At 60.0% G+C, this 15,346-nt stretch carries 9 protein-coding genes and 1 other RNA gene; 5 read left to right on the forward strand and 5 right to left on the reverse strand.

What is annotated here, in order from left to right:
- Positions 1–11 precede the first annotated feature (11 nt).
- Both HMPREF2651_RS09550 and HMPREF2651_RS09555 read left to right on the forward strand, forming a co-directional pair.
- On the forward strand, positions 12–1,796 hold the full coding sequence (locus tag HMPREF2651_RS09550) for a thiamine pyrophosphate-binding protein (RefSeq protein ID WP_239663072.1): 1,785 nt from the start codon (positions 12–14) through the stop codon (positions 1,794–1,796).
- A 78-nt stretch (positions 1,797–1,874) separates the two neighbouring features.
- Positions 1,875–3,302, forward strand: a complete 1,428-nt coding sequence (locus HMPREF2651_RS09555; protein ID WP_049181602.1) for an MFS transporter — start codon at positions 1,875–1,877, stop codon at positions 3,300–3,302.
- A gap of 29 nt (positions 3,303–3,331) precedes the next feature.
- Here HMPREF2651_RS09555 and HMPREF2651_RS09560 read toward each other — a convergent pair whose 3' ends face one another.
- The 3 genes from HMPREF2651_RS09560 to HMPREF2651_RS09570 all read right to left on the reverse strand — a co-directional run bounded on the left by HMPREF2651_RS09560 (position 3,332) and on the right by HMPREF2651_RS09570 (position 10,232).
- Complete coding sequence (locus HMPREF2651_RS09560) at positions 3,332–5,554, reverse strand: hypothetical protein (RefSeq protein ID WP_049181603.1); 2,223 nt, start codon at positions 5,552–5,554, stop codon at positions 3,332–3,334.
- Between the two features lie 98 nt (positions 5,555–5,652).
- Positions 5,653–8,835, reverse strand: a complete 3,183-nt coding sequence (locus tag HMPREF2651_RS09565; protein WP_049181605.1) for a bifunctional [glutamine synthetase] adenylyltransferase/[glutamine synthetase]-adenylyl-L-tyrosine phosphorylase — start codon at positions 8,833–8,835, stop codon at positions 5,653–5,655.
- A gap of 56 nt (positions 8,836–8,891) precedes the next feature.
- Positions 8,892–10,232: a glutamine synthetase family protein gene (locus HMPREF2651_RS09570; protein WP_038625946.1), complete on the reverse strand. Its 1,341-nt coding sequence runs from the start codon at positions 10,230–10,232 to the stop codon at positions 8,892–8,894.
- A gap of 140 nt (positions 10,233–10,372) precedes the next feature.
- Here HMPREF2651_RS09570 and panB point away from each other — a divergent pair, with 140 nt between their 5' ends.
- The gene (gene panB / locus HMPREF2651_RS09575; protein ID WP_224786587.1) at positions 10,373–11,182 is read left to right on the forward strand and encodes a 3-methyl-2-oxobutanoate hydroxymethyltransferase; all 810 of its coding nucleotides are present in this window, start codon (positions 10,373–10,375) and stop codon (positions 11,180–11,182) included.
- A gap of 163 nt (positions 11,183–11,345) precedes the next feature.
- Positions 11,346–13,172, forward strand: coding sequence for a CYTH and CHAD domain-containing protein (locus HMPREF2651_RS09580; RefSeq protein WP_049181607.1), 1,827 nt, complete (start codon positions 11,346–11,348; stop codon positions 13,170–13,172).
- Between the two features lie 12 nt (positions 13,173–13,184).
- Here HMPREF2651_RS09580 and HMPREF2651_RS09585 read toward each other — a convergent pair whose 3' ends face one another.
- On the reverse strand, positions 13,185–13,388 hold the full coding sequence (locus HMPREF2651_RS09585; protein ID WP_016423068.1) for an SPOR domain-containing protein: 204 nt from the start codon (positions 13,386–13,388) through the stop codon (positions 13,185–13,187).
- 276 nt (positions 13,389–13,664) lie between these two features.
- On the opposite strand from HMPREF2651_RS09585, the gene HMPREF2651_RS09590 reads away from it, so the two are divergent.
- On the forward strand, positions 13,665–14,828 hold the full coding sequence (locus HMPREF2651_RS09590) for a galactokinase family protein (protein ID WP_038625952.1): 1,164 nt from the start codon (positions 13,665–13,667) through the stop codon (positions 14,826–14,828).
- Between the two features lie 11 nt (positions 14,829–14,839).
- On the opposite strand, the gene rnpB is transcribed toward HMPREF2651_RS09590, so the two are convergent.
- Positions 14,840–15,304, reverse strand: an RNA gene (rnpB, locus tag HMPREF2651_RS09595) — RNase P RNA component class A.
- Positions 15,305–15,346: the final 42 nt, after the last annotated feature.

Here is a 15,346-nt window from a genome sequence, read left to right on the forward strand (position 1 = left end):
CAATTGTTCACATGAGTTTCACTCGAGTTAATAGCCGTCCTATGCCCCACGCGCCCGCGTCTTCCCCGCGGGAAGGTTCCCAAAAGACCACAACGGTCTCGCGGGCGCTGGCCGACACACTGGCCCAGCACTGCGACCACTGCTTCGGTCTCATCGGCAATGCGAACTCCCACTTCACGTCAGCCCTTACTGAATCGGGATTCGGCTACTCCTCCGTCCGACACGAATCGGCTGCTGTCGGGGCCGCCGATGCCTTCCACCGCGCAGGCGGAGGGCTTGCTATCGCGACCGCCACTTGTGGCGCAGGATTCACCAATGCGCTAACCACTCTGGCGGAGGCTCGCGTAGCCCGTATCCCGCTTATTTTTGTCGTCGGCACGCACCCGGAACGCCCCCGCCCCTTTGACCTCAATCAGGCGGCGCTCCTCGACGCCCTCGACGTCTGCCATCGCACTGTTACTCCCGAGTCCGCGCTTGACGACGCAAACTTTGCAGTCCAGCACGCACTGAGCTCTCGGCAGCCTGTCGTGCTGCTGCTCCCCTATGACCTCCAAGAAGCACAGATAACGACATCTGCGTCTGAAACACAGTCAGCTAACCAGGAGCATCTACACACCAGCAGACCAGAATGGTTAGAGTCAACTGTCACGTCGCTGGCAGAGGAACTGCAGGCTGCCCGTCGCCCTCTCATTATTGCTGGTAGAGGTGTGCTACTCTCCGATACCGCCGAGCTAGTCCGCCGCATCGGGGACAGTGTAGGGGCACTGTTTATGCACTCAGCGATGGCTCGTCATGTGCTTTCCAGCCCGTGGCAGATCGGCACCGTGGGCGGTTTTGCGCATACGTGGCAGGTAGAACTAGCTCGACAGGCCGATATGGTACTGTTCCTGGGAGCAAGCTTCAACGCTTTCCAAAACCGTGGCGGCAACATGTTTGCACCGGACGCGAAAATTATCCAGGTTGTAGACGAGCCCCATCCCGCCGCTCAGCCATCGGTGACACCGCTATTGGCTAAGTTGGAGGAACTTCTGCCCGTCCTGGCAGAGCAGCTGGAGAAGCCCCTGGAATCTCGGGCGCAGACAGCCAAAGATAGCGCAATGGGTGAGACGCTGGGATCGTCGTCAAGCACATGGCGTGCGGAGTTGAAGGCACTGCCGACGACAGCGCAGGTCGAGTCGCTGACGTGCGCGGATGGCCGGTTGGATCCGCGGGCGTGCCTGCAGTATCTAAATCGTATCCTGCCCAATGAGCGCGCTGTGTGTACTGACGGTGGCCATTTCCTGGGATGGGTTCCGAAGTATCTCGATGTACCTGGTCCGCAGCAGCAAGTGATTGTGGGCACGGCAATTCAGTCAATTGGTTTGGGCATGGGCTCGCTTGTCGGCCTCGCGGCGGCACGGCCCGAGGACTATTGTGTGCTAGTCGCCGGTGACGGTGGCGGCACGATGGGTATTGCGGATTTACCTGCGGCGATCGAGCAGCTGCGGCGTGGTCGTGGCGGTTGTGTGGTGTTCATTAACGATGCTGCCTACGGCGCGGAGCTGCACCAGTTTGGCGATGTCGGGTTGGACACCTCGTCCATGGAGATTGCCGACTACGACTTCGCCGCAGTCGGGCGCGCCTATGGCGCTCACGGTTTCAGTGTCGGCAAACCTGAAGACTTTGCCCAGCTCGACGCTTATTTCCATGACGTTTCCAACTCCGATGAGGCTTCCGTTGCCGTAATTGATTTCAAGGTCTCACGGCTGGTGGTTGCGGACTTCGTGAAGGAAGTTCTGGCTAAGGCACAAAGGTAATTTGCCGCGAGCATGATCGGGTCACCTAGACCCCCGGTGCGACCCCCACTTCAGGCCGGTTAGTTGATGGGGTCTACAATGTGGCGAGTGGTAAAGCAGCGTAACGGTAAAGATCAGATTTCATCAACAGATCAGCCCTCCACCGCGGTGGCAAAGGACCCGCGCGAGCACGTCACTGGCCGCGCGATTGCCGTCTGGCTGGCGGCGCTGATTACCTACATCGTTGCCATCGTCGGCCGCACCTCCATGGGTGTCGCTGGCGTCGAGGCGCTCGATCGCTTCCATATCAACGCCTCCCAACTCGCGCTGTTCACCGCCGTGCAGGTTGGTGTCTACGCCCTGGCGCAGATTCCGACGGGCATCATCATTGACCGCGTCGGCGCCAAGAAAACCATGGTCGTGGGCGCACTGATCATGGCGCTGGGCCAGGTCATCATCGCGTTTACGACATCGTATCCGCTGGCTGTCATCGCTCGTGTATTCATCGGCGCCGGCGATGCCACCGCATTCCTCGGTGCTATGCGCCTGCTTCCCGCATGGTTCCCGCTGCACGTCACTCCGCTGTTCACACAGCTCACGGCTGGTCTTGGCCAGCTCGGTCAGTTCATCTCTGCTGTCCCATTCCTCGCGATTCTGCACGCCGCAGGGTGGGTACCCGCGTTCCTGTCGCTGAGCACCGCAGGTCTTCTCATCGCCATCGTAGGCATGATCGCGCTTGCCGACGTCCCGGAGAACTCCTCCACAGCGAGGATGTCACTTCGTGAACGCCGCGCCGCCAAAAAGGCCGCGAAGACGGCTGCTGAGGGCGGAGCCTCTGCCGCAGCCGAAGAGAAACTGACTATCGGCCAGACTCTGAAGACTGTGACCACTCACCCGGTTTGCTGGCAGGGTTTCTTCACGCACTGGACTGGTTTGATGCATCAGTGCATCTTCACATTGCTGTGGGGCATGCCTCTGATGATGCTGGGTATGGGGCTTAAGCCCTCCGAGGCCAGTGTGGTGCTGGTCATTAACACGCTGTCAGTAATTATCGCCGGGCCGTTGATGGGCATGGTGTCGGCACGCACCGGCCGCGACCGCATCAAGGTTGTTGTCGCAATCGCGTTTATCAACATGGCCGTCTGGATTGTGTTCCTGGCACCGAGCAACCCACCAGCGTACTGGGCAATTATCGTGGTCAACATCCTCATGGCCGGTCTTGGTGCGATGTCCAACTTCGGCTTCGACTCAGTGCGCGAAGAGGTCGATCGCAAGGTACTCGCCACCGGCACTGGGCTGGCGAATATGGGCGGTTTTGTGGCCACCATGCTCGCCGCACAAGGTGTCGGCTTCCTGCTGGATATTGCAGCTCCCGATGGAAACTACACCTGGGAAACCTTCCGCATTGGCTGGTTGGCTGTCGTCGGTGTGTGGGCGATTGGTTTCGTTGGCCTGCTGGTCGCAAAGCGTGCGGCGGCACGCTTTGTCGCCCAGCAGAGCCGTTTTGAGCTGGAACCTACGGAGTAGGAACTACAGGAAGCCGAGAGACAGATTGGTTAGAACAGCGAAAGCTGCTCTGGCCCTTCCAGCCCCTCCGAGTCGTCCGAGTCCTCCGAGTCGTCCGCTTGCTCAGAGGTGTCTGCGTGGCCGCTATCCGCCGTGCGTTCGCTGCCATCGGTCTGAGCACCATGGGAAACGCGCTCACCGGTGTCAGTTTCGGGGGCTGCGTTCTCCGGGGCGTCGTCAAGCGAAGGCGTTGGTTCTACGGCCTCACGCTCATACATTTCCTGCAACTTCTCGGTCTTAGTAATGCGGACTAGCTCGGCGTAGATGACCAGCTTCATAGAACTATTGACCAGTGGCCCCAGCTGGGAAAACAGGACATCAACGTCACCGTCAACCGCGAGGCATGCGCGACGCAGGCTCTCCTCGGAAATAATCCAGCGGGAGGTTTCCGCGCAGGTTTCGCGGTCACCGATGAAGTCCAACGCGAGGGCAACCTGATTACTGGCGACGCCATCCAGTGTGGCAGCCAGACGCTCGTTAGGCGCGGCATCCTTGAACAGGCGGGCAATCTGGACTGCCTCCGCCGTCGGCACCTGGCCAGCGGCATACTCAGCGATGAGTTCAGCGATACGCTGAGCTCCGACATGCTGATCAGTCAGCCAAATGTCGTGCAAGGCATACATGATGGCCATGGCCTGCCACGAGGCGTGCCCATGGTAGAGAATGCCCAAGATGCCGGCCTGCTCCAGCAGCCAACCGACCATCGCGTCCCCATCAGCGCCGTTGCGAGCGCAGAGGTTGTCGACATTCCAAGCCATATGCCCTTCGACGCAGCAGCCATAGAACTTCTGGTCTTCCTCCAGCTGCGCGGCCAGCGACACTACTTCACGTGCGGCAAACGGGTAGCCGTAAGCAAGGGTGGCATGCGACAAATCATCGACACCCACCGTCACCCACGGAAACTCACCGTGCCACGGACCGCGACCAACGAGGAAGCCCGCCACGAGATACGCCCAACGGGTCGAGGCATCGGCGTTGTACCAGTACTGCAGTGCGCGCGGAGTCGGATGCCCGCTGTCAGCGTGAATTAGTCCCGCGTTGACCAGCATCTCCACAATCCAGGGCGCCGCGAAACCGCTCGCGCCTATTGATGCTGCAAAGTCCTGAATCCACAGCAGGCTCGATTCCTCATACATGTGCAACGGGTCCTTCAGGCGCCCGTCGCCGCTGCCCGCAGCATCCATAAACGCCGAAGCAAACGCCACCGCAGCCACAGAAGCTTCGGTCAACTCCTTTGACTCCAGCGTTGCCGGGAAAGACTCCGTCGGATGCGGCTTACGAATCGACCACATGTCGCCCTTGAGCGCCAACGCTACTGCGCCCACCAGACGGGCAACCTCTGTCGGCCCGTTGTGTGCTTCCGCCTCTTGCTCGAATACCGGCATCGCCGGTTCTTCAACCACAGTCAGCAGCAGACGCTCTTCGGCCCATCGCACCGCGTCGGCACGCAGTTCGGACCACATGTAGGAGGGCAAGTATTTCTCGTCGGTTGCCATCCAACGCAGCTCATTGCGAATATCCACCGGCGCTGTCATCACCAGCGCCCGCACCTTCACCGGATCGCAGAGGAAGCCTGCAATTTGCTCCACCTGGCGAGCCTGCAAATTGCGCACCGTCAAATCGCTGGCGTTCAGAGCTCGCGGTGCACCCTCTCCGCGCGCGCTATCCGGCTCCAGCCCCATGCGCTCCATACGACGACTCAGCACATCCGCTGGCATATTCGCCACCAAGTCGGCGACGCGGAAGCTGAGGCTCGGTTCCGCCGGGAACACCTCCGAAATATGTGGCGGCACATGCCACACGCCCGCCGGTTCCTCCCACACGAGCCCCTGGCGCTGGCCACGGCGTAGCACATGCTCAAGCTGTTGCTTGCCGACGCGACGACGTTTGCGGTCAACACCCTTCGGCGTATCGTGTGCCATCACGTCCGCATCCGATGCCCAATAGGCCACTTCTGCGAGGGTATCCAGCGATGCGGAATCCTCCAGAATATGAACTAAGTGAGCCACATCGAGAACATCGGGATCACAAAAAGACAGCGCCGTATGCGCTGAATCCTGTGACATCAGCAATTCCACCGCCTCTTGTCCAGCAGCTGAGGTGTCAGCTGCTGGACACGTGCGGCTCAATAAAAAACGCAGGTCAGTGCCATCGAGGTTGAGAATGAAATCCTCATACCTAGGGCGTACCGAGTAATCGACGTTGCGTTCCATAGCCCACCATTATGCCCGGTCGCCGTGCTAAGACAAAGGCTGCACCCCGCTGCCGCATAATGAGCCTCGCAGCAAGGTTCGGCAGACCTCTGCCCGGGCTACTCGTGGTCGGGGTTCTCCTCACCCCAAAACACGCGATTGACGACACGGCTGGAGTGGCGAGTCAGACGCAAATAGTGCTCAATAAAACCGTTGGAATCCGATGCATCCCATCCTGCAGCACCTGCGACCTGAGTCAGCTGACGCCCCGGCTGTGGCAGCTGGTCCGTGCGCTTACCACGCGTGAGCACCAGCGCATTACGAGCATTCGTCGCCATCAGCCAGGCATCCCGAAGTGCGTCGGTATCCTCCGCATCTAGAATCTCGCGATTTTTCAGCACTTCCAGACACTCCAGCGTCGAAGTGTTGTGCAACTCCGGCACTTCATGGGCATGCAGCATGATTAGCAGCTGCACAGTCCATTCAATATCGGTCAGTGCGCCGGAACCGAGTTTGGTGTGGGTACGCCGATCAGCGCCGCGCGGCAGTCGCTCCGAATCAACACGCGCCTTCATACGACGGACATCGCGGACCATCTTGGCATCAGCTCCGCCCTGTGGGTACCTCAGCGAATCGATGGCCTTGAGGAAGCGGGTGCCGAGGTCTTTATCGCCGGCAATCCAGGTAGCACGTAGCAGTGCCTGAATCTCCCAGGTTTCACCCCAGCGCTCGTAGTAGGTCACATAGGAATCCAGGGTCCTGACAATCGGGCCCGAGCGTCCTTCTGGACGCAGGTCCACATCGACCTCCAGTGGCGGGTCCTGGCTTGGCTTTGCCAGTCGACGACGCAACGAGTCACAAATCCTGGTTGCCCACTTGACTACCTCGGAATCGTCGACAAGCGGCGTTCCTTCGGTGTCCTTGCGAGGTTCACAGATAAACATCACGTCGGCATCGGAGCCGTAGCCCAGTTCAGCACCGCCAAGTCGCCCCATACCAATCACGGAGATAACGCCCGGAACCTCCGAGTCAGGATGCTCCAGCGACCACGCACGGATTTCGGCGGCGAGGGCAGCTTCGAGCACGTTGTCCCACACCATCGACAGAGAGTGACAGACCTCTTGCACATCCATCAGCCCGAAGAGATCCGCGGAGGCAATGCGCGCGAGCTCTGCACGGCGCAACGCACGTGCCACACCAATGGCCTTAGCTGGACTGTTGTGACGGGCAGCCGCTGCGACCAGCGCACGCCCGACTGCATCGGAGTCGGTATTCAGTAGCTTCGGCCCGGACGCACCGTCGCCGAACCGTTTAATTACGTCCGGCGCACTCATAATCAAATCAGACGCGTAGGGCGAAGAACCGAGCACGCGCATCAGCCGCTGACCGACGATGCCCTCATCGCGCAGCGTTCGCAGAAACCAGGTTTCGTCGTGGAGCTTCTCAGAGAGCTTGCGATAATTGAGCAGACCCGCGTCGGGATCTGGCGTCGAAGATAGCCACTCCATCAGCGTAGGTAGGAGCATCGCCTGAATACGCGATTTGCGCGAGGTGCCTGCCGCCAGCGCAGAAAGATGCTCGTAGGCGCGATCCGGGTACTGATAGCCCAGCGCGGCCAGCTGGCGCTTTGCCGCATCGGCCGATAGCTGCAGGGTTCCAATGTCCTGCTCCACCACGGAGTTCAGCAGTGGACGGTAGAAAAGCTTGTTGTGCAGGGAGCGGATCTGCGAGCTGGCCAGTCGAACCTGCTTGGCCAGCGGTTTGCTGGCATCGGTGCCGCCCTCACCGACGAGGCCAGAGGCTCGACCGAGCCACTGAAGAGCTTCGGTGTCGTCCTCGGCGGGCAACAAATGCGTCCGTCGCATCTTCTGCAGCTGCAGGCGGTGCTCCAGCAGACGGATGAATTCGTAGGCGTTAATCAGCGCGGCACCGTCTTCGCGACCGATGTAGCCAGCCTCGACAAGTGCATCGAGTGCCATCACAGTTGGCAGCACGCGGAGGCTACCGTCATAGCGACCGTGGACCAACTGCAGCAGCTGCACCGCGAACTCGACATCACGCAGACCACCGCGTCCAAGCTTGAGCTCTCGGTAGCGAAGCTCTTCGGGGACGTTTTGTACCACGCGGGCGCGCATGCGTTGAACGTCGTCGACGAAAGAGTCTCGCTGAGAGGCGGTCCACACCATCGGGGCTAGAGCATCGATGTATTCGCGGCCCAGCTCGACATCGCCTGTCATCGGCCGCGCCTTCAATAACGCTTGGAACTCCCAGGTTTCAGCCCAGCGCTTGTAGTAAGCGACGTGGGAATCCACGGTGCGTACGAGTGCACCCGACTTGCCCTCCGGGCGGAGATTCGCGTCGACCTCAAAGAAGCAGTGGCAAGAAATCCGGATAAATTCGCTGGCTAGACGAGTAGCTCGGGCATCCGCCGGCTCTGCGACGAAAATGACATCCACATCGGAGATGTAGTTCAGCTCTTCCGCACCACACTTACCCATGGCGATTACGGCCAGGCGTGTTGAGACCGGTGCGGAAGGAAAGACCTGTTGAACAGCCACAGACAGTGCAGCCGTCAACGCTGCATCCGCCAAGTCACTGAGTGCCTCCGAGACCTGACGGAATGGGACTTGTGGCTGTCCAGGGCGGCGGGGACCCCGTGGGTACGTACCAGCCAAGTCGTGGCACGCAATACGCATAATCAAGTCGCGGTAGGCGCACTGCATCGCAACTTCGGCCTCACGGCCGGTGAGCTTCGCACGGTACAAACCGGGGCCTTCAAGCGTGGCGGGCGCAACGACCGGCTTGCGGTACTCCGGTTCCTCCTGCTTTTCCAGACTGGCCTCATCAGTGAGTTCGATGACCTCGGGCACAGCCCCAACGCTGGAGAGCATCTCGCGGAACATGTCTGCCTCAGTGGGAAGCTCAGCTTGGAGCAGAATCCACTTTTCTGGGTGCGCAACCAGGTGATCGCCCAGTGCACTCGATCCCCCGAGCAGCGCAAACATACGCGTACGCAGCGGAACCTGCTCACGCATGGCCTCATCGAGGCCAGACCAGGTGGCCCAGTTCTCCAGCTTTCCATCCTGCTCCAGCTCGTCGAGAGCGCCTTTGAGCCGCACTAGTGCCACGAGCGCCAGCTTGGGGTCGCTGGCTCCGGCAAGCCCCCACAACAGCTGTAGGGACTCCTCGTTGTACCACCCCAAATCTTCCAGGTCAGCGCGCGTCCGATCGTCGTTACGCAAGCCCAGCGCTGCGGGCCGCGGCACTGACTGGCGGGATGTGCGAGGTCGATTCATCACCATTGAAACTGGTCACCCAAAAACTAAAGACGAAAAAGGTAGGTAGCGGTTCGGGAAAATTAGTAATCCAGGGTTGTGCGCAGCTCCCACTGCGTCACCTGACGCTGGAACTCGCGCCACTCGCGCCACTTATTGAGTAGGAAGAACTCGTAGACATGGTCACCGAGAGCATCGGCCACCAAATCGGAGCGTTCCATCTCCTGCAGCGCCACCTCCAGGGACGTCGGCAAATCGCGGTAGCCCATCGCACGGCGTTCCCGCTTGGTCAGCTCCGAGATGTTGTCCTCTGCCTGCTCCGGCAGCTGGTAGCCCTCCTTAATTCCCTTCAAACCGGCGGCCAAAATTACCGAGTACGCAAGATATGGGTTACATGCGGAGTCCAGGGAACGAATTTCCACCCGGCGCGAGTGCGCCTTGCCCGGCGAGTACATGGGAACACGCACAAGAGCCGAGCGGTTGGCCATGCCCCAGGTCGCAGACGTCGGAGCTTCATCACCAAAGACCGTGCGCTTGTAGGAGTTGACCCACTGATTGGTCACAGCGGAGATTTCGCTGGCATGAGTCAGAATGCCAGCAATGAAGCCCTTTGCGGTGTCGGAGAGCTGATTTTCATCATCCGGATCGTGGAATGCATTTGTGTCCCCTTCGAAGAGGGAAATATGCGTGTGCATGCCATTGCCCGGCAAGTCCTGGAAAGGTTTCGGCATGAATGTCGCCTGCACACCATTTTTCATTGCAATCTGCTTAATGATGTAGCGGAAAGACATCACGTTATCCGCCATAGTCAGCGGATCGGCGTAGCGCAGATCGATTTCCTGCTGGCCCGGCGCGTTTTCGTGATGGGAGAACTCCACGGGGATTCCCATGTCTTCCAACACCGTGATCGCTTCTTGGCGAAAGCGGGGAGCGCGGTCGTAGACCGCCTGGTCAAAGTAACCGCCATTGTCCGTTGGCACCGGCGGCTTTCCGTCAGTAGCCAGGCTCTCTACTAGGAAAAACTCAATCTCCGGGTGGATGAACGCGTGGAAGCCCTCGTCGGCAAGCGCCTTAATTTGGCGGCGCAGCACCTGGCGTGGATCTGCCCACGACGGCTGACCATCGGGCATGACAATGTCGCAGAACATGCGCGCGGACGTGATTGTGTCTTCTTTGTGCAGGCGTGGCATGACCTGGAACGTCGAAGGATCCGGTTGCGCAATGGTGTCAGCCTCGGAGACGCGGGAAAAGCCCTCTACCGCGGAGCCATCGAAACCGATGCCCTCTTCGAAGGACCCCTCAAGCTCAGCCGGAGCGACGGCAACGGACTTCAGATACCCCAAAATATCAGTAAACCAGAGGCGGATATAGCGGATATCTTGCTCTTCGATTGCGCGGAGGACGAATTCCTGCTGACTGTTCATACTTTCCAACGTTACCCAGGTGCCCGGATTCGCGGTACGCATTTTGACCATTCGGCGTGGCTAGCCAACTGCCCCACCCGCGTCATAACTGCTGCCCTCGTGGTCTCGGATTGCGTGTGACTATGGCATGCTCTATTGGCATGAGCGGAAAAAAGATTCGTCTGAATAATCTGGCCGAATGGAAGGCTGAGTCTCGCCCCTGGGCAATGCTGACTTGCTACGACTACTCCACCGCGCGCGCTTTTTCCGCCGCCGGTGTCGAGCTGCTACTGGTCGGCGACTCTGCAGCAAACGTCGTCTACGGCTACGACACCACCACCGAGATCACGCTGGAAGAAATGATTCCGCTTGCTCGCGGTGTCGTCCGAGGCGCTGGCAACGCACTTGTGGTTGCCGATTTACCCTTCGGCACTTACGAGGCCTCCGATGAGCAGGCCGTGCTGTCCGCCGCGAAGATGATGCGCGAAACCGGCGCACACATGATCAAGATCGAAGGTGGCGTGCGCATCGCTCCGCGCATCCGTGCGCTGGTCAACGCCGGCATTCCGGTTATGGCACACATCGGTTTCACTCCGCAGTCCGTCAACGCGCTGTCCGGCTTCAAGGTACAGGGACGCGGTGCGGGGGCGGAACAGCTGCGTGCCGACGCCCACGCGGTAGCCGATGCTGGTGCCTCGGCCGTGGTCCTGGAAATGGTGCCTGCAGATTTGGCCACTGAGATTACCCGTGATCTATCCATCCCAACCTGTGGCATTGGCGCTGGTAACCAGTGCGATGGCCAGGTTCTCGTCTGGCAAGATGCCTTTGCAGTTCCGGCCGATGGCCGCAGGCCGTCGTTTAGTTCGGTGTTCGAAGAGGTCGGCGAGATGCTGACCAAGGGAGCTAAGCAGTATGTCGACCAGGTGCACTCCCGCGAGTTCCCAACTGAGGCACAGAACTTCTCGGGTTAACCGCCCTGGGGTGAGCCGATTTTTTTTGGACTGGGCTTTCGTCTAAAGGCCCCGCCCAGCCCCCGTCTACGTCTAAGGGCACCGCCCAGTCCAGGCAATCAAATACGAAAACCAGACATCCGTAACTTAAGGGTTCTTCGATTCGGGGGTAGAATTGGTGCTTATGGCATCTAAGTCTGGTTCTAAGTCCAAAACTCCAACTGCGGCGTTGGAGGTGGAATCTAAGTTCTCAGCTACCCCAGAGGTGGTAGCCCCATCGTTCGATTTCGTTCCACAGGTTGGCTCCACCACCACTGAGGTGCGAAATCTCTCCGCGATTTATCTGGACACGGCGGACCTGCGTCTGACCCGTTCCAAGCACACCCTGCGTCGCCGCACCGGCGGCCCCGATGAGGGTTGGCATCTGAAGGCGCCGGGCAACGGCGGTCGCCTCGAATATGGCGTTGACCTGGAAGAGGGCTCTGTTAACGGTGAAGGCCGCGACGCCGACTACGTCGTGCCCACCGAGTTGCTTGCCCCCGTCCGCGCAATTGTGCGCAATCACCCGCTGCAACCAATCGCGCAGGTAGACAATGAGCGCCACGTCACCACGGTGTTTGCCCTCGATGGCACTCCCATGGCGGAGTTCGCGGATGACCACGTCACGGCGACTTCCTTCCTCGACGGCGGAGAAACCACCACCTGGCGCGAGTGGGAGATTGAGCTTCTGGGGGATTGGGCAGATCACCCGGACGGCAAGGCTGTAATGGCAGCGATGTCCAAGGTCGCTGAGGTGGCTGGTGCCGTGCCGTCGGAAAGCCCGTCGAAGTTGGCGACGGCGTTGGGTGACTCCATCGATTCTGCTCCCCTGCCGCCGACTCCAGCGAAGCTGCCGAAGGGCACGCCGGGGCGCACCGTGGTCGATGCGCTGGCCGCTAACGTGGCCAAGATGGTCGAGTACGACCCGAAGGTACGCCGCGATGAATTTGACTCGGTGCATCAGATGCGCGTCGCCACTCGTGAGCTGCGCAGTCACATGCAGACCTTCCACGGCATTGTCGTGGGCGATAAGGTCGCTGAGCTGGAGAGCAACCTCAAGCAGCTGGCGGGTGTTCTCGGTGTGGCCCGTGACGCAGAGGTCGTTGCTATGCGCTGGGAGGAGCTGCTGGCCAATCGCGAAAGCGCCGCTTTAGGCGAGGAGCTGCGTGCGAATCTCGTCGAGGATGTCCAGAAGGACTACGACCGCGCTCATCAGCGAGTCATTTTCGCACTCAATTCCAGCGAGTACCTGCAACTTCTCGACGATCTCGATGAGTTCCTCGCCAACCCGCCAATCGCCGCAAACTCGGAAGAGGCCGAGGCTGGGGAAAAGAAGTCCAAGAAGAAGGATGATTCGCTTGTCGACGACGCGGAGGCCGCAGCCTCCGAGGATGCTTCGGCAGCTGACTCCGAGGTCGCGGCTGAGACTGATACTGCTGCTGCCGCCGATGCAGCTGCTTCCACGACCTCAGACAAGGCCGAGCCGGAGAAGGTAAAGGCACCGAAGGAACTCGACACCACTGCGGTGCTGCTCGATCACTTGCGCAGCGCGTTTTCGAAGTTCCGTCGTCGCCACAACCTGGTACTCGATGGCCGAGAGGATGCTGACCTTCCAGAGGCAGATTTGGACGAGCGCTACCACGATGTCCGCAAAGCTGCGAAGAAGCTCCGCTACAGCGCGGAAGCTGCTCAGAACGCGGACCTGCCGACCGAGAAGCTCTACGCTGCCTGCAAGAACCTGCAGTCGGTTCTCGGTGACTTCCAGGACACCTGTACTGCGCGTGACTTCGTGTTGGCTCGCGCTAAGCGTGCCTCCCGTGCGGGCAGGGACGCCTTCGGCTACGGCGTGCTTTACCAGATGGAGTACTACGACGGCCTGAAGGCCCTGGCTGAGTACGACGATGCCGCGGCAAAGGTTTTCAAGGCCTTCCGCAAGATGGAAAAGAAGATTAAGAAGGGCAAGAAGGCCTAAACGCGTAGAGCCTTATTTCTCAGCTACGCCCCAGTCATCATCTTCTTCATCCCAGTCGTCGGCCGCCTTGTTGCGCTCGGCGACTTTTTCCATGGCAGCGCGGGCTTCCTCTTCGGAATCATAAGGGCCCATTCGGTCGTCCCAACCGGTTTTCTTCCCCTGAAACACCGTGCCTGTCGATGGCTGGTAGTACCACTTACTGCTGTTGTCGCTCACGATTCTTCTCCTCTTCCACATCGAGAACATGTCGAGTTATCAAGCGGTTGTGCCACCGCTAACTCCGCCCATAAGCAAGCTTGCAGAAAGGCAATCCTTTGCCTGCCATGTGCGCTGCGGCGACATAAAATCCCAGTATATAGGTTTGTCACTGTCCCCCGAGCCGGGTATTATCGACGGAATTGTTCACCTTAGAACACAAGCGCTGAATCCGAGCGCTGAATACAAACACTGCACACAAGCACTATGAGTCCGATCTCTGGAGAGGTTTCACCCATGCCCGCCGCACCCGCTGTCGTAAACGACGTCTTCGATGCCGTCGGTTCTAATGCTTCAGTTGCATACGCCCCGGGTTCCATCAACCTGTTGGGTGAGGACTGCGCGTCCTCCGGCGGCATGCTCCTAACCACCGCCATTCCAGCTTATGCCGCGGTCGGTATTGAAGAGATCGACGAGCAGCAGCTCATTGTCGTGTACAAGCGCGAAACTACCAAGATGGATTTCCCGGACAGCGTCCCCGCCGCTTTTTCGCAGGTGCCGACCGCTGTCGCGGCTACCATCGTCGCATTGCAGCACTCGCTGCACCTCGTTCCGCGCAACAGCAATGGCCTGAAGGTCACCATTGCCTCCACTATCGCGCCAGGTCGCGGTTTTGGAGAGATTCCGGCAATTCAGTGTGCACTCGCGCTGGCTCTCAATGCGCGTTTTGGCGACCGTGATGATGTACCTACCCGCACGCGTATTGCCACCGCTATCCACGAGACCATGGTGCAGGTAAAGGGCCAGTCGTGGCCGCTGTACCCCTACACCACGGCACTGCGCAGCCGCCCGGACAGTCTACTGTGCATCAACCACTCCGACGAGGCAGTCACGCAGACGGCGTTGCCACAGTCGTTGGCGCTGACTATCGCTTACTCCCCGGATGTCACCGGCGGTTCGCCAGACGAAGAGCGCTACGAGTTCTTCCAGCAAGCCTGCGCTGCTTTCGGCGTGCCGACTCTCGCTAGCCTCCCCGACGCACAGGAGCGGGTCGCGGACTGGGTACGCGCTCGTCACGAGGTGCACCCGGACGACGAAAACATCCCCACCATCGGCCGCGCCATCCAGTGGCTTGACGATGCCGACGCATCCTCCGACCGCGCCCGCGCAGTCATCGGTCACATCCGGCACAGCGATATTCAAGCAGCCATCGCAGGGGTTTCGCGCGATGTCAGTGAGCGTGGCTCCGCGCCGTCGGCAAGCTCTGTACTGGGGCAGATTGCCGAGCTGACCGACACCATCGACTGTGAGAAGATTGCCCGTTGCGCGCCGTGCCCGGGCGCGTCGCTGGTGATGTGGTCCCACGTCGACGACGCCGATCGGATTGCCTCCGCGCTTAACGACGGCGGTTCCGAGACCATCCGCGTGGAGAACACTTCGGCCGGCGCGGTGGTCGAGTAAAAAAGCTTGTGTGAACGAGTCGGCCTATGAGCCGGATTCTGTCCCTCGGCGCTCCTTTCGGAAAGCGCCGGGTGGCGATCATCCATCTCGGTCTGCCATTGCTGACAGCCTGAAGCAGCACACCCGCGAGTATCGGACGGGCAGCCCTCAAACACTCGCGCACACGCACGACGAAGCATGCGCGATTTTGCCTTGCTCCTGGTGGGGTTTACCTAGCCGGTGCAATCACTTGCCCCGCTGGTGCGCTCTTACCGCACCTTTTCACCCTCACCGGATCTCCACAGCTTTACGTCAAAGACATCGGCTGTGCGCCCGGCGGTCTATTTTCTGTGGCACTATTCCCGCAGGTCACCCTGGGTTGCTGTTAGCAACCACCATGCCCAGTGGAGTCCGGACTTTCCTCGACAGCGGCCTGGACACACTCTGTAAAAGAGGCGTCCGGTTCCGTTAACTGCCGCGATCACCCGGCCGGCTCGCTCGAATGGTTAGTGTACCCGCCACAACCGCAATTCAAATAA

This window comes from Corynebacterium sp. HMSC063A05 (genome assembly GCF_001809695.1).
GTDB lineage: Bacteria > Actinomycetota > Actinomycetes > Mycobacteriales > Mycobacteriaceae > Corynebacterium > Corynebacterium amycolatum.